Source organism: Agromyces sp. H17E-10 (assembly GCF_022919715.1).
In the GTDB taxonomy this organism is placed as follows: domain Bacteria; phylum Actinomycetota; class Actinomycetes; order Actinomycetales; family Microbacteriaceae; genus Agromyces.
In genome coordinates this window covers 2,488,874-2,505,824 of sequence record NZ_CP095042.1, presented here as the reverse complement: position 1 = coordinate 2,505,824, position 16,951 = coordinate 2,488,874, and the positions used below count along the sequence as shown (strand labels likewise).

The window sequence follows — 16,951 nt, the reverse complement described above, 5'->3', positions numbered from 1 at the left end:
ACGTTGTGGAATATCAGGCATGACCAACGCGACTTCGACCCCCACCGCCGTCACCGTGGGCATCGCCGGCCTGAGCATCGACGACGTCGTCGCGGTCGCTCGCCACGGCGCGCCCGTCGTGCTCGACCCCGCCGCCCTCGACGAGGTCGCCGCGAGCCGCGAGATCATCGACGGCCTCGCCGCCGACCCGAACCCGCACTACGGCATCTCGACGGGCTTCGGCGCGCTCGCCACGACCTTCATCGCGGAGGACCGCCGCGCCCAGCTGCAGGCGAGCCTCGTGCGCTCGCACGCCGCCGGCTCGGGCGCCGAGGTCGAGCGCGAGGTCGTGCGCGCCCTCATGCTGCTGCGCCTCTCGACCCTCATGACCGGCCGCACGGGCGTGCGCCGTGAGACCGCCGAGACCTACGCCGCGATCCTCAACGCCGGCATCACCCCCGTCGTGCGCGAGTACGGCTCGCTCGGCTGCTCGGGCGACCTCGCACCGCTCGCCCACTGCGCGCTCGTCGCCATGGGCGAGGGCGACGTGCGCGACGCGACGGGCCAGGCGACGGATGCCGCCTCGGCGCTCGCGGCGGCCGGCATCACGCCCCTCCACCTGGGTGAGAAGGAGGGCCTCGCCCTCATCAACGGCACCGACGGCATGCTCGGCATGCTCGCGCTCGCGATCACCGACCTCCAGATGCTGCTCACGACCGCCGACATCTCGGCGTCGATGAGCGTCGAGGGCCTCATGGGAACCGACGCCGTGTTCGCGGCCGACCTGCAGGCGCTGCGTCCGCAGCGCGGCCAGGCGATCTCGGCGGGCAACTTCCGCAAGCTGCTCGCCGACTCGCCGATCATCCACTCGCACAAGGGCCCCGAAGACGGCCGGGTGCAGGACGCCTACTCGCTGCGCTGCGCGCCGATCGTGCACGGCGCCGCCCGCGACACGGTCGCCCACGCGATCTCCGTCGCCGAGGCCGAGCTCGCGAGCGCCGTCGACAACCCCGTGCTCACGAAGGACGGCCGGGTCGAGTCGAACGGCAACTTCCACGGCGCCCCGGTCGCCTACGTGCTCGACTTCCTCGCGATCGCGGCTGCCGACGTCGCATCCATGTCGGAGCGGCGCACCGACCGCTTCCTCGACCGGGCCCGCAACCAGGGCCTGCCGCCCTTCCTCGCGCACGAGGTCGGCGTCGACTCGGGCCTCATGATCGCGCAGTACACCGCCGCGGGCATCGTCTCCGAGATGAAGCGCCTCGCGGTGCCGTCGTCGGTCGACTCGATCCCCTCGTCGGCCATGCAGGAGGACCACGTGTCGATGGGCTGGGCCGCCGCCCGCAAGCTGCGCCGCGCCGTCGACGGCCTCTCGCGCGTGCTCGCCATCGAGGTGCTCACGGCCGCCCGCGGTCTCGCGCTTCGCGCCCCGCTCGAGCCCGGCGCCCCGACCGGTGCGGTCGTCGCACTCACCGAGTCGCTCGGCGCGGGCCCCGGTCCCGACCGCTTCCTGTCGCCCGAGATCGAGGCCGTCGCCGCCGCGGTCGCGAGCGGCCGCGTCGCGGCCGAGGCGGCGTCGGTCGCCGGTCGGCTCGACTGACCGGAGTCCCCGCCGACGCCGAAGGGCCGGCGTGGTCGCATCAGTTCCGGATGCGACCGCGCCGGCCCTTGTTCGTGCCGAGTCGGCCGTCGGCCGGGCGCGAAGTCTCCCCCGAAAAGGGCACGAAGCCTGTGAACAGACCTGTTGTGCCCTCACCGGGTCGATGCGAGACTGGGTTTCGTCGGCCCTGAACCGGCAAACCGAACGGAACCCTATGCCCCACCGCTTCGCCTCGAACCAGCACGACCCGCTCCGCCCGCAAAGACTGCGCCCGAGCGGGACGGCGATCGCGGCCGCCGCGGTGGCAGTGCTCATCGGTGTCGGGGGCATGACCCCGGCCCTCGCCGAAGAGGCGACACCGGTCGATGCGACGACGGCGACGTCCGAGACGACGACCACCACCGACGCGCCCGATGCTGCGGCCGCCGACGCGGCGAGCACGGCCGATGCATCCGCCACCGACTCGGGCACCACGAGCGACGCCGACGCCGCGGCCGAAGAGCCCGCGACGGAGCCGAGCCCTTCGCCCGACCCCAGCCCCTCGCCCGAGCCGAGCCCCTCGCCCGAGCCGACGCCCACCGAGACGCCGACCCCGACCGAGACGCCGACCCCGACGCCGACCCCCACGCCGACTCCGAAGCCCACGCCCACTCCCACCCCGACCGAGACGCCGAAGCCGACGCCGACCCCGACGCCGACCGACACTCCCGAGCCGACCGACAGCCCGAGCCCCTCGCCGAGCGAGACGCCCGGCACCGGCTCGGCACCGGCCACCCCCGCGACGACGCCGCGCGCACCCGTCGTGCTCATCGGCGATGGCCCGTTCGCCCGCATCGCGAGCCTCGGCTTCGACTCGAACGCCGGCAGCCTGCTGAAGGCCCGCGCCAAGCTCGACCGCGCACTCGCCGACCTGCGTGACGCGGAGGCCGCGCTTGACGCCGCGCGCTCGACCCGCGAGGTGGCTCGCGGCATCGCCGAACGCATGCAGACCCTCGCCGAGCAGGCGCGCGAGAAGGCCGACTCGGCCGCCGCCGTCTACGTCGCCGCGGCGAAGGGCGGCGACGCCTCGCTGAACTCCATCGGCGCCGCGTTCGGCTCGGGTCGCGACCTGCTCGCCGGCCTCGGCGGTGTCGCGCGCGTGACCGAGATCGCCGGCGACACCGACGAACTGCTGAAGATCACCGCCAAGCTCGACGCCGAGGCCGACGCCGCACAGCAGCGCGCCGACGACGCGTGGGCCGACGTCGACGCGATCGACATCGACGCCGCCGAGCGCAAGGTCGAGCAGGCCAAGGGCGCGGTCAGCGCCGCACGCGCGGGGCTCTCGGGCCTGAAGACACGCGTCGCGTCGACGAGCGTCGCGTTCCTCGAGACGCTTCCGACCGACTCCGGCCAGCTGAGCAACCAGGGCTGGTCGCTGCCGGTCTCGGGCAGCCACGTCACCGACGGCTTCGGTCCGCGGCCCGACAAGCCCCTGCCGGGCGTCAACGACTTCCACCGGGGCACCGACCTGGCCACGGGTTGCCGCACGCCGGTCTACGCGGCGACGGGCGGCACCGTCGTCGACGCCGGCCCGAACGGCAGCTACGGCAACTGGATCCTCATCGACCACGGCTCGGGCGTCTCCACCGGGTACGCCCACCTGATCGACGGCGGCATCCTCGTCAAGGCCGGCGAGAAGGTCGAGGCGGGCGAGCTCATCGGCGCCGTCGGATCGACCGGAGCCTCGACCGGCTGCCACCTGCACTTCGAGGTCCGCATCGGCGGCAGCGCGATCGACGCCATCCCGTTCATGGCCGCGCGCGGCATCGACCTGGGCTGACGCCGAGCGCTGCAGGCGGTGGGTTCGGGCGGTTTCTGCATCGGCATGCGCTGAGGCTCGAGCGCTGCAGCCGCGTCGGCTCGGCCGCGCACACCATCGGCCTGCGCTGACACGCGCGGCCGCGAGTCACGCCGTCAGACGATGAGTCCCGCGAGCCTGCCCGCGGCGACGGCCTCGTCTCGATTCGTGACCCCGAGCTTGCGATGGATCGACTTGATGTGGCTGCGTGCGGTGTTCGTCGACACGAACAGCTCCGACGCGATCTCCGAGGCGCTCAGCGAGCTCGGCAGCAGGGCGAGCACCTCGAGCTCTCGGCGGCTGAGGCCCTCCCGACCCGTCGACGGCGCGCGATCGGCGTTGGACCGCCGACGCAGTTCGCGGATGCGCACGGCGAGGGCGCCCGGGTCGGCGAGACCCGCGCAGAGTTCGTCCGCACGGTTGAGCGAGACGACCGCATCGTCGTGGCGCCCGAGTTGGAAATCGGCCCGGGCGAGCTCGAGCAGCAGGTGCGGGACGACGAGCACCGTGTCGCCCTGCTGGCGAGCGGTCTCGAGGGCGTTCGAGGCGGTCGCGTGCGCCGCGGCGGGGTCGCCCGACGCGGTGCGGTGCCGGGCGAGCGCCTGTTCGGCGGGCAGGTACACGGGGTCCTGCCCGAGCCCGAACGCGGTGCGCGCGTGCAGGGTCCGTTCGACCTGCGTGGCCGCCGCCGCCGGTTCACCGAGCTCGAAGAGGCACAACGCCCGGTACGCGGGTACGAGCACACGGAGCGGGCGAGCGAGCGGCGCCCCCTCGTCGAGGAGGGCGAGACGCTCGATCGCTTCGTCGCAACGGCCCTCGAGGTACAGCATCGTCGCCAGCCGCAGCTCGACGAGCGCCGCCAGCGGGCTCGAGTCGTCATATCGCGCGAGGAACCGTTCGCCCGCGCGACGGGCGGCGCCCACGTCGTCGTAACAGGCCATCGAGGTGACGAAGTCCTCGACGTCGTCCCACGTGCGGAACGCGTCGACCGCCCGGGTGCCCGCCGCCGAGCGACCGCGTGCGAGCGCCCGGTCGCGCCGCGCCGGGTCGCCGCCCGTCGCGGTGGCCCACGCCTCCCAGAACGCCAGGCGGGGGTCGCGGCTCAGGGCCGACTCGGGGATCCGGTCGAGCCAGCTCAGGCCGAGCGCCTGCCGTGGCACGATCGCGTTGGCCCGCACGTTCGAGAGGATGTCGGCGATGCTGTCGTAGTCCTCGGCCCCGAACAGGTGGTGCATCGTCACCGAGAGGTCGTTCTCGCGCTCGAAGGCGTCGACGGCACGGCGGTGCAGCGCCCGCCGCCGCACCGGATCCGCCCGCTCGAGTTCGATGGCGAGCCGGTCGCGCACGAGGTGGTGCAGGCGCCACCATCGGGCCTCGTCGTCGAGCGTGGCGATCAACCCGGTGCGGTCGGCCACCTCCATCGCGAGCGGCCAGGCCCGCGGATCCTGCACGACGAAATCAAGGGCCGCGGCGTCGAAGCGTTCGAAGACCGACAGGTCGCGCAGCAGCTCGTGGTCGGCGGGTGAACTGCCCGCGAGGCCTTCGTGCACGAGGGCGTCGAGACCGCCGTCGTCGGCACGCGATGCTCCGACGCGCGCGAGCGGCACGCCGCGGGCGAGCGCCGAGCCGACGAGTGAGACCGCGGCGGGCCATCCCCCGGTCAGGTGGTCGATGCGGGCGACCTCGGCGGCGGTCGGGTCGAGCCCGTAGGCCTCGCGCAGCAGGCGTTCGATGCGGTCGCCGTCGAGGCGCAACACATCGACGCCGAGTTCGAGCGCGCGGCCGCGCGCTCGCAGGCGTTCGAACGCCGGCAGCTCGAGCGAGGCCCGCGTGACCACCACGGTGTCGAGGTTCGCGGGTGCGCGGCCGAGGAACCAGTCGAGGCTCGCGACCGTGTCCTCCCTCGTGAGCAGGTGGGCGTCGTCGAGCACGAGCACCCAGTCGTCGGCCGAGTCCGCGAACGCGTCGAGCAGCGGAACGATCGTGTTCGCCCGGACTCCGCCGGCCGGCGCGGGCCCGACCGAGCGTCCGTCGTCGAGGCCCGCGCCCGCGGTGGCCGCGGCGATCGCCTCCCACAGGCCCGCCGGGTCGTCGTCGTCCTCGTCGAGGGTCACCCAGACGTGCCGCGCCGGCTTCGGGCCCGCCGCGACGTCGTCGAGCCAGTGCGCGACGGCGGTGGTCTTGCCGTAGCCCGCGGGCGCGCGGACGACGAGTACGTCCTGGCGCTCGAGGCGCAGCCGATCGAAGACCTCGGGCCGGGCGATGGCGTGCGACCCCGGCGTCGGCGGTCGGAACTTCGTGGCCGGGAACATCGCCTTTCATTCTGGCCGAGGGAATCACCCAGGTGAATTCCGGCGCCGCGTGCGTGCCGCATGCGTGGCCGACGGACGGGGTCCAATACCGTCGGAACGTGCCTGTCGACCAGGCGTGGATGCCGGGACCCGGGGGCCTCGGGCGACGACCGCGGCATGCGGTCCTGAGAGGAGTACGGCGATGGCCGATCTCGAGCACGCGAACGCGTGGCGGCGATTCTGGGAGCAGGGCGGCTGGTGGCGGTCGCTGCTCGTCGTCGTGGTTTACTACGCGCTGTACGCCGGGTTCTCGTTCGTGGTCGTCAGCCCCATCGCCGAGGCGGTCGGCGACGACCCGGTGGCCGTGCTCTGGGTCGACTACGTCTTGCCGATCGGGTTCGGCGGACTGCTGCTCGTGCTCTTCGCGTGGTCGCTCGGCTGGTTCGGCCAGCTGTTCGGTCGGCAGCCGATCCGCGGTCGCTGGTGGATGTGGATCGGCCTCGCCGTGCCGCTGCTCTTCGCGGTGCTGCACTTCGCCTCGATCGACTATGCGAAGGCGGGCTTCGCCGTCGTCATCTCCTGGCTCGTCGTCGGCCTCTGCATCGGCTTCGCCGAGGAGGTGCTCACCCGAGGCTTCGTGGTGAACCTCATGCGCAAGGCGGGCCACCACGAGTTCGCCGTCGCCGCCGTGTCGGCCGCGCTCTTCGCCGCGCTGCACCTCGGCAACCTGCTCACCGGGCAGGACCTGCTCTCGACGTTGTTCCAGGTGCCATACACGTTCGGCTTCGGTGTCTGCATGTACCTCACCCTGCGCGTCACCGGCCGCCTGATCTGGCCGATCCTGCTGCACGCGGCGACCGATCCGTCGACATTCATGACGGTCTCGTACCCGGTCGACGGTGCACTCCCGCACCTCGCCGGGCTGGGCAACATCGTCGTGACGATCACCGGCATCGTCCTGCTCATCTTCATTCGCGGCCGCGTCGAGCAGCCGGCCGTCGAGGGCCTCGTGCCCGCCCGCACGCCGGCCTGATCGGCCGACGCGCGTCACCCAGGTGCAACTGAGGGCCCGCCCGGGCTTCGGCCGGGGCGGGCGCCGTTCGCGTCCCCTGGCGGAGCAAGTCTGGGATACCGGACGCCCAGCACGCGGCATCCGTTGTCGCGGTGGCGCCCGTGCGCGACCATCGAATCATGACCGACGCAACGACCACCACGCGCACCGTCCGCGCGCCTCGCGGCACCGAGCTCTCCGCGAAGAGCTGGCAGACCGAGGCGCCGCTGCGCATGCTCATGAACAACCTCGACCCCGAGGTCGCCGAACACCCCGAGGACCTCGTCGTCTACGGCGGCACGGGCAAGGCCGCCCGCAACTGGGAGGCGTTCGACGCCATCACGAAGACCCTCGAGCGTCTCGAGGCCGACGAGACCCTGCTCGTGCAGTCGGGCAAGCCCGTCGGCGTGTTCCGCACCAACGTGTGGGCGCCCCGCGTGCTCATCGCCAACTCGAACCTCGTCGGAGACTGGGCGACGTGGCCCGAGTTCCGCCGCCTCGAGGCCGAGGGCCTCACCATGTACGGCCAGATGACCGCCGGCTCGTGGATCTACATCGGCTCGCAGGGCATCCTGCAGGGCACCTACGAGACCTTCGCCGCCGTGGGCGAGAAGCTCAAGCGCGAGGGCCGCGGCAGCGCACTGCCGGTCGCCGACGGCGCAGCGCCCGTTCGCGAGGGCGAGGGCCCCCTCGCCGGCACGCTCACGCTCACCGGCGGATGCGGCGGCATGGGCGGCGCCCAGCCCCTCGCCGTCACGCTCAACGACGGCGCCTGCCTCATCGTCGACGTCGACGAGACGCGCCTGCGCCGGCGCGCCGGCAAGCGCTACCTCGACGAGGTCGAGACCGACCTCGACACCGCGATCGCCAAGGTGCTGCAGGCCAAGGCGGAGCGTCGCGGCTGGTCGGTCGGCTACGTCGGCAACGCCGCCGAGGTGTTCCCCGAGATCCTGCGCCGCCACCGCGCCGGTGAGCTGACGGTCGACGTCGTCACCGACCAGACGAGCGCGCACGACCCGCTCGCCTACCTGCCCGAGGGCATCTCGGTCGCCGACTGGAAGCAGGCCGCGGCCGACGACCCCGAGGGCTTCACGCTCAAGGCGCAGCAGTCGATGGCGCACCAGGTGCAGGCCATGGTCGAGTTCCAGGATGCCGGCGCCGAGGTGTTCGACTACGGCAACTCGATCCGCGACGAGGCGCGCAAGGGCGGCTACGACCGCGCGTTCGAGTTCCCCGGTTTCGTGCCGGCGTACATCCGCCCGCTGTTCTGCGAGGGCCTCGGACCGTTCCGCTGGGTCGCGCTCTCGGGCGACCCCGAGGACATCCGCGTCACCGACGAGGCGATCAAGGAGCTGTTCCCCGAGAACGCCCACCTGCACAAGTGGCTCGACGCCGCACAGGAGCGCGTCGAGTTCGAGGGCCTGCCCGCCCGCATCTGCTGGCTCGGCTACGGCGAGCGTCACAAGGCCGGCCTGCTCTTCAACCGACTCGTCGCCGAGGGCATGGTCAAGGCGCCGATCGTGATCGGCCGCGACCACCTCGACTCGGGCTCGGTCGCCTCGCCGTACCGCGAGACCGAGGCCATGAAGGACGGCTCCGACGCGATCGCCGACTGGCCCCTGCTCAACGCGCTCACCGCGGCGTCGTCGGGCGCGACCTGGGTGTCGATCCACCACGGCGGCGGCGTCGGCATCGGCCGTTCGATCCACGCTGGCCAGGTCTCGGTCGCCGACGGCACCGAGCTCGCCGCGGCGAAGCTCACGGCGCTGCTCACGAACGACCCGGGCATGGGCGTGATCCGTCACGTCGACGCGGGCTACGAGCGGGCGATCGAGGTGGCGCGCGAGCGCGGCGTCGACGTGCCGATGCTCGAGGACTGAGCCCCCTCCGCCGCGTGGGCGATCTCGGCGCATCGCACCGCGATCGAACCGCCGAGATCGCCCACTCGGTTCACCAGACTCGAGAACACTCGACCCAGTACGAAGATCGAAAGGCGAACCGGATGCCTCGCGCGACCCTCATCACGAACATCGGCGAGCTCGTCACCAACGACGAGCAGCCCGGCCGCGAGGGCGGCCCGCTCGGCATCGTGCGCGACGCCGCCGTGCTCGTTCAGGACGGACTCGTGAGCTGGGTCGGCACCGCCGCCGAGGCATCCGCCCACACGCCCGAATCGGGCGCAGAGATCGTCGACGCCCACCACCGCGCGATGATCCCCGGCTTCGTCGACAGTCACACGCACCTCGTGTTCGGCGGCGACCGGGCCGAGGAGTTCGCGGCGCGCATGGCCGGTCGCCGCTACGAGGCCGGCGGCATCCGCTCGACGGTCGCCGCCACGCGCGCCGCGACCGACGACGAGCTCCGCGCCCGCCTCGCGGGCTTCGTCGCCGAGCTGCACGCCCAGGGCACGACGACCTTCGAGATCAAGTCGGGCTACGGCCTCAGCGTCGCCGACGAGGAGCGCCTCGTGCGCCTCGCCCGCGAGGTCACCGACGAGGTCACCTTCCTCGGCGCCCACGTCGTGCCGTTCGAGTTCCGCGAGGACCCGCGCTTCGACGGCGACCCCGTCGCCGCGGGCGACGCGTACGTCGACGTCGTCATCGGCGAGATGCTCGACGCCTGCGCCCCGTACTCACGCTGGGTCGACGCGTTCTGCGAGCGCGGCGCGTTCTCGCCCGAGCAGTCGCGCCGCGTGCTCGAGGCCGGCCGCGACGCGGGACTCGGCATCCGCGTGCACGGCAACCAGCTCGGCGAGGGCGGCGGCGTGCGCCTCGCGGTCGAGCTCGGGGCGGCCTCGGTCGACCACTGCACGTTCCTGAGCGATGAGGATGTCGCGGCACTGGCCGGCTCGGACACCGTCGCGACCCTTCTGCCCGGCGTCGAGTTCTCGACCCGGCAGCCGTACCCCGATGCGCGCAGACTCATCGAGGCCGGCGTCACGGTCGCCCTCGCGAGCGACTGCAACCCGGGGTCGTGCTTCACGAGCTCGCTGCCGTTCTGCATCGCCGTCGCGGTGCGCGACATGAACATGACCCCCGCCGAGGCGCTCTGGGCGTCGACCGCGGCGGGTGCCAAGGCGCTGCGCCGCACCGACGTCGGCGCCCTCCGACCCGGCATGCGCGCCGACCTCGTCGAGCTCGACGCGCCGAGCTACCTGCACCTCGCCTACCGGCCCGGCGTACCGCTCGTGCGCCGCGTCTGGGCTGCGGGCGCGCTGGTCGCCTGACCCGACGACCCTCGACTCGCGGCGGCTGAGCGGCGGGCCGCCTCAGTCCTTCGGGGTCGCGACCGAGACGAGCTCGCCCGTGCCCTCGACGAGCTCGGCCCAGTGATCGACGTTCACGCGGCACTCGACGACCGCGCAGGTCGGCAGCTCGACCCACTCGCCGGTGAGCTCGCCGACGGCGTCGCTCATGCCCGGGTTGTGGCCGACGAGCATCGCCGAGCCGAGGGCGTCGTCGAGCGTCGACGCGACCGCCAGGATGCCCGACCCGGTCGCACCGTAGAGGCGCGGCTCCTCGACGACGTGGTCGTCGCCGACGCCGAGCGTGCGCGCCAGGAGCCGCGCCGTGCTGCGCGCGCGCACCGCGGTGCTCGTCACGATGCGGTCGGGGCGCACACCCCGTTCGGCGAGCCGATGCCCCATCGCCGGGGCGTCGCGCAGGCCGCGTTCGTTGAGCGGACGGTCGTGGTCGTCGAGCAGCGGGTCACCCCAGTCCGACTTGGCGTGCCGCACGAGGTAGAGCGTCTTCATGCGTCGTCCCTCCCTGTCGTCGCGATCTCGATCGCTCCCATGCCGATGAAGTTCACGAACATCCGGCCGTCGCCGTCGACGAGGCTGAGCAGCACGGCACCGCAGTCGCGGCAGCGCGCGACGCTGCCGGCGCCGCTGCGATAGACGAGCATCGTCGCGAGCTCGGCGACGGCGCCGCAGCCGTTGCAGCGCGCACGCGCCCCCGTCGGGTCGAAGGCGAACACGTCGGCGAGTGGTCCCGCGAGCAGGTTGCCGTCGAAGTGCTGCATCAGGTACCTCCGTAGCGCTCGGTGCGGATGGCCGTCTGATGGTGCCCGAGCTCGATCAGCCAGCCGGCGACGCGTTCGACGAAGCCGGTCGACCCGCACACGTACACGACCGGGGCAGCGTCGGCCCCGATCACTCCGGCGGCGAGCCGTTCGCGCGTGATCCGGCCGACGGGCGCGTCGGTGCCGGCAGGGGCGCGGCGCGTGTAGACGAACTCGACCGCGAACGGGGCGGGCCCACGCGCCGCCGTCTCGAGCTCGTCCGCGAAGAAGACGTCGTCGGGCGTGCGCACCGAATACAGCAGGCGGAACGGCGTGGCATCCCCCGCCTCGGCGTGCGCCCGCGCGATCGCGACGAGGGGCACGACACCGGAACCGCCCGCGATGAGCTGCACCGGTCGCCCTGTGCCGCCGTCGGCCGGCGGCCGCCACACGAAGAACGCGCCCAGCGGGCCGTGCACCTCGAGCCGGTCGCCGGCACGGAGCTCGTCGACCAGGAACGGCGACACCTCGCCGTCGGGCAGCCGATCCACCGCGAGCACCACCCGCTCGCCGTCGCCCGACGAGGCGATCGAGTACGAGCGCGTCGCCGTGTACCCGTCGGGTGCGGTGAGTCGCACGTCGAGGTGCTGCCCGGCGAGATTGCCGGGCCAGCCGTCGACGTCGAGCGTGATGCGCGCGGCCGACGGGGTCTCGCGCCGCGTCTCGACGACCTCGGCGACGTGCCACCCGGTGCGGGGCGCCGCCTGCAGCTGCTGCACACCGCTCACCAGTAGCGCTCTTCCTTCCACGGGTCGCCGTGCAGGTGGTAGCCGTTCTGCTCCCAGAACCCCGGGTCGTCGGAGGGCTGCATCTCGAGCCCGCGCACCCATTTCGCGCTCTTCCAGAAGTAGAGGTGCGGCACGAGCAGTCGCGCCGGACCGCCGTGCTCGGGGTCGAGCGGTTCGCCGTCGAACTCGAACGCCACCCAGGCCTTGCCGTCGAGCAGCTCGTCGAGCGGCACGTTCGTCGTGTAGCCGCCGTAGCTGTGCGCCATCACGTAGTCGTAGTCCGTCTCGACGTCGGCGAACAACGTATCGAGCGAGACGCCGCGCCAGCTCGTGCCGAGCTTCGACCAGTGCGTGACGCAGTGGATGTCGGTCGTGACGTCCTCGATCTCGAGCCGCATGAACTCATCCCAGCTCCAACGGCGCTCGCCCGACTCGGTGCGGATCGTGAACTCCCAGTCGGCCGTGTCGACCTCGGGGGTCGGCCCGGCCGACAGCACCGGGAAGTCGTGCACGAGCGTCTGCCCCGGTGGGAGCCGCTCGTCGCGCTCGCGACTGCGACCGCTGAACCCTCTGGTGATGAACGACATCGCGCCTCCCCTCACGGGAGCGGCCGCCGCCGCGGCGGTCGCGTACAGGCTCAGCCTGTCACGCCGCCGCGCGCCGCGCTACGGCCGGGTCGAGCCGACGCGGGCGTCAGCGCGCCGCGACGCCCGCGAGGAACTCGAGCACGCAGAGCGCGGTCAGCCGCACGGTGCGTCCGTCGGGGGTGTCGACGCTCGCGTCGACCTCGGCGAGGTCGGCGCTCACGACGCGCGGGTCGCGGCCCGCGGCGCGCACGAGCGCGCGGAGCTCCCACGCCGCGAGTCCGCCGGGCATCGAGGCGGGGCATCCGGGAACGACCGACCGGTCGCACGCGTCGACGTCGATGTCGAAGTGCACCGGACCGCCGGCGGCACCGGCGATCTCGAGCGCCTCGGCCATGACGTCGGCCGGGCGGCGGCCGTGCAGCTCGTCGCGGTGGACCACCGTGATGCCGAGCTCGGCCGCTCGACGCGCGTAGACGGCGGAGTTCGCGAAGTCGGCGATGCCGATCTGCACGATGCGGCGCGGGTCGAGCCCGGCCTCGACGAGTCGGCGAACGGGCGAGCCGTTCGAGACGCCGTCGCGCAGGTCGTAGTGCGCGTCGATCGTGATGAGGCCGGCGGTGTCGAGCCGGTCGCCGTACGCGCCGAGCGCGGTCGCGACCGTCACCGAGTTGTCGCCGCCGATGGCCATGACGGTCTCGGCGCGCTCGAGCAGCTCGGCGACGCGGGCGCGCGTGCGCGCCTCTCCCTCGGGGCCGTCGGGCTCGACGATGTCGCCGGCGTCGACGACGACCTGCTCGCCGAGGTCGACCGTGTCGCGGCCCGGCTCGCGGGCGGTGCTCTGCCGATCAGGAACGAGCGCCGGGCTGTAGCGGCGCAGCGCCTGTCGAACGGCCGCGGGCGTCGTGTGCGCGTTGGTCGGTGAGAGCGACGTGCGCCAGGCGGGCACTCCGAGCAAGGCCAGTCGGGCGGATGCTCCGGGATCGAGCGACTCGGGCGCGGGCCAGTCGCCCGCGCGGGGCCAGAGGGGATCGTTCGAGAGTGCGACGTCGGCCATGCCCCCACGCTACGAGTCGCAGCCGCGTGCGCCCAGTCCCTCCGCCGCCTCCACGTCTGCGATCCCAGACGACACTGCTGGTTGAGGAGCGCCGACGCGAAGCGGCGACGCGTCTCGAAACCTCGTGAGCCGATCTCGAGACCGGGTCACCGGGTTTCGAGACGCGTGCTCCTTCGTCGCGCGCTCCTCAACCAGCGGAGGCGTCAGCCGACCGAGCGCAGCACCGCCACGAGTTCGCGCTCGCGTTCGGCGCTCAGTCCCGCCTTGCGCGGCCGGTCGAGCCCCTGTTCCCGCTCCCACTCGAGGAGGTCGGCGAGCGTCTGCTCGACCGGGCGCAGGTCGAGGCCCTCAGCGCGGGCCGCGGCGTTCGAGCGATCCTGGAAGGACTGCCAGTCGGCGTCGATGATCCAGAGCGGCAGCGACTCCTCGCCGGCCCACTCGGCCACGCCCTGCGCCTCGAGCCATTCGGGTGCGGCGATCACGACCTCACCGCGGTGTCCGCCGACCGCGCGCGACGCATCGAGGAAGGCCCCGAACGTCGACCGGTCGCCGACGGCGTTGAACGCGCCGGTGAGCCCTCGCTCGACCGAGTCGAGTGTCCAGGCGACGAGGTCGCGCACGTCGATGAACTGCGCTGCAGCGGCACGGATGTCAGGCACGAGCATCGGCTCGTCGTCGCGCGCGGCGCGGGCGACCCAGTAGGCGCTGCGGCCCGAGGCATCCCCAGGCCCGCCGATGAGGCCCGGCCGGATCACGAGCAACCGGTCGCCGACGGCGTCGCGGTACGCCTGCTCGATCGCCGACTTCGCCTCGCCGTAGGTCTCGGGCGTCGACTCGTCGGACTCGAGCGGCGGCATGAGCTCGGCAGTCTCCTCGGCGCCCGGCTCGTCGTGGTGCGCGTAGACGTTGCCCGACGAGACGAACGTCCAATGTCGTGCGTTCGCCGCGAGCGCCGTCGCCGCACGCCGGGCGAAGCCCGGTTGCCGGGTGACGTCGATCACGGCGTCCCATTCGGCGTCGCCGAGCGCGTCGTAGGCGTCGGAGCGTGATCGATCGCCGACGACGAGCCGGGCGCCGTCCGCAACCTCGCCGGCTTCGCCACGGGCGAGGCAGGTCACGTCGTGCCCGCGCCGGATCGCCTCGCGGGCGAGTTCGCGACCGAGCCACTGGGTACCGCCGAGGATCAGGATCTGCATTCCGCCATCACAGCAGAGCACCGGCCTCCGAGGCCATCGTGTTCGCCGAGCGCTGATGACATCGCCGGGCGGAATAGCGCCAAGCCGATCGAAGTTGACTCTTGCAGATACCCCCTAGGGGTATTAACCTGAGGGGACGATCACAGGAGGACGCGATGGGCGCCGGCCAGAACGAGACGCACACCGAACACGATACGCACGCCGGGCACGACGGCCACGCGGGGCACGGCCACGCGGGCCACCCCGGTCACGACCACGGGCAGCACGCCGGTCACGACATGCACGCCGGTCACGACATGCACGCCGGTCACGACATGCACGCCGGTCACGACGCCCACGCGGGTCACGAGACCCACGCCGGTCACGGCACGAGCACGACGGCCGAGTCGGTGCACGATGCGCACGCGGGTCACGACGCGCACGCCGGTCACGACGCCCACGCGGGTCACGACGCCCACGCGGGTCACGACGCCCACGCCGGGCACGACATGCACGCCGGCCACGGCGGCGGCCACGGCGATCACGTCGGCCAGTTCCGCCGGCTGTTCTGGATCATGCTCGTCATCGCGATCCCGACGATCGCCTTCAGCCCGATGTTCGCGTCGATCCTCGGCTACACGCTGCCCGACAACCCGATCATCCCGTGGATCTCTCCGATCCTCGGTACGGTCCTGTACTTCTGGGGCGGCAAGCCGTTCCTCACGGGTGCCTGGTCGGAGCTCAAGGCGCGCAAGCCCGGCATGATGCTGCTCATCGGCCTCGCGATCACGGTCGCGTACTTCGCGAGCCTCGCCGCGACGTTCGGCCTCGTGAGCCACCACCTCGACTTCTGGTGGGAGCTCGCCCTCCTCATCGTGATCATGCTGCTCGGCCACTGGATCGAGATGCGCTCGATCATGCAGGCCTCGAGCGCGCTCGACGCGCTCGCCGCACTGCTGCCCGACGAGGCCGAGCGCGTCGTCGAGGGTGCCGCGAACGGCGACGACCCCGAGGCATCCACGACGATCGAGAAGGTGGCCCCGAGCGAGCTGCAGGTGGGCGACCTCGTCATCGTGCGCCCCGGCGGCCGCGTGCCGGCCGACGGCGAGGTCGTCGACGGCACCGCCGCGATCGACGAGTCGATGATCACGGGCGAGTCGGTCACCGTGAGCCGTGGCCCCGGCGACCACGTCGTCGCGGGCACGGTCGCGACCGACACCGCGATCCGCGTGCGGGTCGGCGCGGTCGGCGACGACACCGCCCTCGCCGGCATCCAGCGCCTCGTCGCGCAGGCCCAGGCCTCGAGCTCGCACGCCCAGCGCCTCGCCGACCGCGCCGCCGGCTGGCTGTTCTGGTTCGCGCTCGGCGCCGCCGTCATCACCGCGATCGCCTGGACCCTGCTCGGCGACCCCGACGACGCCGTCGTCCGCACCATCACGGTGCTCGTGATCGCCTGCCCCCACGCCCTCGGCCTCGCCATCCCGCTGGTCGTGCAGATCGCGACCGAGCGTGCGGCCCGCGGCGGCGTGCTCGTGACCGACCGCCTCGCCCTGGAGACGATGCGCACGGTCGGCGCGGTGCTCTTCGACAAGACGGGCACCCTCACGAAGGGCGAGCCCGCCGTCACGGACGCCGCGGCCGCACCCGGCTTCGACCTCGACGCGGTCCTGGCCGATGCGGCCGCCGCCGAGGCCGACTCCGAGCACCCGCTCGCGAAGGCGATCGTCACCGAGGCCTCCCGCCGCGGACTCGCGCTGCGCGGGGCGACCGACTTCGAGGCGTCGGCCGCGATCGGCGTGCGCGCGAACGTCGGCGGCCGCACCGTGCAGGTCGGCGGCCCCGGGATGCTGCGCCAGGAGGGCCACGACGTGCTCGAGGCATCCGTGCCGTGGGCCGAATCAGGTGCGACCGTGCTGCACGTCGTGATCGACGGCACCGTGGCCGGGGCCATCGCCCTCGCCGACGAGATCCGCCCCGAGTCGCACGAGGCCGTCGAGGCGCTGCACGCACTCGGCGTTCAGGTCGTCATGATCACGGGCGACGCCGAGCCCGTGGCCCGCACCGTCGCAGCCGCGCTCGGCATCGACCGGGTCTACGCGGGTGTCCGCCCCGAGGACAAGTCGGCCAAGGTGCAGGAGCTCCAGGCCGAGGGCCTCAGCGTCGCGATGGTCGGCGACGGCGTGAACGACGCGCCGGCGCTCGCCCAGGCCGACGTCGGCATCGCGATCGGCGCCGGCACCGACGTGGCGATCGCGTCCGCGGGGGTGATCCTCGCCTCGAGCGACCCGCGCTCGGTGCTCTCGGTGATCGAGCTGTCGCGGGCGAGCTACCGCAAGATGAGCCAGAACCTCTGGTGGGCCGCCGGCTACAACCTCGTGTCGGTGCCGCTCGCGGCGGGCGTGCTCGCCCCGATCGGGTTCGTGATGCCGATGTCGCTCGGTGCGATCCTGATGAGCCTCTCGACCATCATCGTCGCGGCGAACGCACAGCTGCTGCGTCGTCTCGACCTCCGCCCCGAGGCGTCGACCCGCGCGGTGCTCGAGCGCTCGCGCTGAGCCGCCGCACGCCGCGCGCCCTGGTCCGG

Annotated in this window: 14 protein-coding genes; 6 read left to right on the top strand and 8 right to left on the bottom strand. The window is 72.9% G+C overall.

Annotated features, from left to right (window positions below):
- The first annotated feature begins 19 nt into the window (after positions 1-19).
- The gene (gene hutH, locus MUN74_RS11380) at positions 20-1,579 is read left to right on the top strand and encodes a histidine ammonia-lyase (RefSeq protein WP_244852231.1); all 1,560 of its coding nucleotides are present in this window, start codon (positions 20-22) and stop codon (positions 1,577-1,579) included.
- Positions 1,580-1,793: 214 nt separating this feature from the next.
- Entirely contained in the window at positions 1,794-3,401 is a 1,608-nt protein-coding gene (locus MUN74_RS11375) for a M23 family metallopeptidase (RefSeq protein ID WP_244852229.1), read from the top strand.
- Positions 3,402-3,535: 134 nt separating this feature from the next.
- Here the strand turns inward: MUN74_RS11375 and MUN74_RS11370 are convergent, their stop codons facing one another.
- Positions 3,536-5,731 carry a LuxR C-terminal-related transcriptional regulator gene (locus MUN74_RS11370; RefSeq protein ID WP_244852228.1) on the bottom strand — a complete coding sequence of 732 codons (2,196 nt, stop codon included), beginning with the start codon at positions 5,729-5,731 and terminating at the stop codon, positions 3,536-3,538.
- 181 nt (positions 5,732-5,912) lie between these two features.
- On the opposite strand from MUN74_RS11370, the gene MUN74_RS11365 reads away from it, so the two are divergent.
- From MUN74_RS11365 to hutI, 3 genes are all read left to right on the top strand, one after another.
- On the top strand, positions 5,913-6,743 hold the full coding sequence (locus tag MUN74_RS11365; RefSeq protein ID WP_244852226.1) for a CPBP family glutamic-type intramembrane protease: 831 nt from the start codon (positions 5,913-5,915) through the stop codon (positions 6,741-6,743).
- Positions 6,744-6,901: 158 nt separating this feature from the next.
- Positions 6,902-8,641 (top strand): urocanate hydratase, encoded by a 1,740-nt coding sequence (locus MUN74_RS11360; RefSeq protein WP_244852224.1) that lies wholly within the window; start codon positions 6,902-6,904, stop codon positions 8,639-8,641.
- Positions 8,642-8,763: 122 nt separating this feature from the next.
- Positions 8,764-9,987: an imidazolonepropionase gene (gene hutI, locus MUN74_RS11355; RefSeq protein WP_244852222.1), complete on the top strand. Its 1,224-nt coding sequence runs from the start codon at positions 8,764-8,766 to the stop codon at positions 9,985-9,987.
- 42 nt (positions 9,988-10,029) lie between these two features.
- Here the strand turns inward: hutI and MUN74_RS11350 are convergent, their stop codons facing one another.
- From MUN74_RS11350 to MUN74_RS11320, 7 genes are all read right to left on the bottom strand, one after another.
- The gene (locus MUN74_RS11350) at positions 10,030-10,515 is read right to left on the bottom strand and encodes a SixA phosphatase family protein (protein ID WP_244852220.1); all 486 of its coding nucleotides are present in this window, start codon (positions 10,513-10,515) and stop codon (positions 10,030-10,032) included.
- Positions 10,512-10,784 (bottom strand): DUF6510 family protein, encoded by a 273-nt coding sequence (locus MUN74_RS11345; RefSeq protein ID WP_244852219.1) that lies wholly within the window; start codon positions 10,782-10,784, stop codon positions 10,512-10,514. The genes MUN74_RS11350 and MUN74_RS11345 overlap by 4 nt, the downstream gene beginning before the upstream one ends.
- Entirely contained in the window at positions 10,784-11,551 is a 768-nt protein-coding gene (locus MUN74_RS11340) for a ferredoxin reductase (protein WP_244852217.1), read from the bottom strand. Before MUN74_RS11340 ends, MUN74_RS11345 begins: the two co-directional genes overlap by 1 nt.
- Entirely contained in the window at positions 11,548-12,138 is a 591-nt protein-coding gene (locus tag MUN74_RS11335; protein ID WP_244852216.1) for a sulfite oxidase-like oxidoreductase, read from the bottom strand. The genes MUN74_RS11340 and MUN74_RS11335 overlap by 4 nt, the downstream gene beginning before the upstream one ends.
- A gap of 106 nt (positions 12,139-12,244) precedes the next feature.
- A complete protein-coding gene (locus MUN74_RS11330) occupies positions 12,245-13,192 on the bottom strand; it encodes an arginase family protein (protein ID WP_244852215.1) in 948 nt (315 codons plus the stop codon).
- A gap of 203 nt (positions 13,193-13,395) precedes the next feature.
- On the bottom strand, positions 13,396-14,388 hold the full coding sequence (locus MUN74_RS11325; protein ID WP_244852214.1) for an NAD-dependent epimerase/dehydratase family protein: 993 nt from the start codon (positions 14,386-14,388) through the stop codon (positions 13,396-13,398).
- Positions 14,389-14,528: 140 nt separating this feature from the next.
- Complete coding sequence (locus tag MUN74_RS11320; RefSeq protein WP_244852213.1) at positions 14,529-14,903, bottom strand: hypothetical protein; 375 nt, start codon at positions 14,901-14,903, stop codon at positions 14,529-14,531.
- On the opposite strand from MUN74_RS11320, the gene MUN74_RS11315 reads away from it, so the two are divergent.
- Positions 14,877-16,922, top strand: a complete 2,046-nt coding sequence (locus MUN74_RS11315) for a heavy metal translocating P-type ATPase (RefSeq protein ID WP_244852212.1) — start codon at positions 14,877-14,879, stop codon at positions 16,920-16,922. The two genes, MUN74_RS11320 and MUN74_RS11315, sit on opposite strands and share 27 nt — an antisense overlap.
- Positions 16,923-16,951: the final 29 nt, after the last annotated feature.

Excerpts from the sequence above, each read along its gene's own strand:
- MUN74_RS11325 (WP_244852214.1), bottom strand. The coding sequence starts at position 14,388 with ATGCAGATCCTGATCCTCGGCGGTACCCAGTGGCTCGGTCGCGAACTC.
- MUN74_RS11360 (WP_244852224.1), top strand. The coding sequence starts at position 6,902 with ATGACCGACGCAACGACCACCACGCGCACCGTCCGCGCGCCTCGCGGC.
- MUN74_RS11370 (WP_244852228.1), bottom strand. The coding sequence starts at position 5,731 with ATGTTCCCGGCCACGAAGTTCCGACCGCCGACGCCGGGGTCGCACGCC.
- MUN74_RS11365 (WP_244852226.1), top strand. The coding sequence starts at position 5,913 with ATGGCCGATCTCGAGCACGCGAACGCGTGGCGGCGATTCTGGGAGCAG.
- MUN74_RS11335 (WP_244852216.1), bottom strand. The coding sequence starts at position 12,138 with ATGTCGTTCATCACCAGAGGGTTCAGCGGTCGCAGTCGCGAGCGCGAC.
- hutH (WP_244852231.1), top strand. The coding sequence starts at position 20 with ATGACCAACGCGACTTCGACCCCCACCGCCGTCACCGTGGGCATCGCC.
- MUN74_RS11330 (WP_244852215.1), bottom strand. The coding sequence starts at position 13,192 with ATGGCCGACGTCGCACTCTCGAACGATCCCCTCTGGCCCCGCGCGGGC.
- MUN74_RS11315 (WP_244852212.1), top strand. The coding sequence starts at position 14,877 with ATGCACGCCGGCCACGGCGGCGGCCACGGCGATCACGTCGGCCAGTTC.
- MUN74_RS11350 (WP_244852220.1), bottom strand. The coding sequence starts at position 10,515 with ATGAAGACGCTCTACCTCGTGCGGCACGCCAAGTCGGACTGGGGTGAC.
- hutI (WP_244852222.1), top strand. The coding sequence starts at position 8,764 with ATGCCTCGCGCGACCCTCATCACGAACATCGGCGAGCTCGTCACCAAC.
- MUN74_RS11375 (WP_244852229.1), top strand. The coding sequence starts at position 1,794 with ATGCCCCACCGCTTCGCCTCGAACCAGCACGACCCGCTCCGCCCGCAA.
- MUN74_RS11345 (WP_244852219.1), bottom strand. The coding sequence starts at position 10,784 with ATGCAGCACTTCGACGGCAACCTGCTCGCGGGACCACTCGCCGACGTG.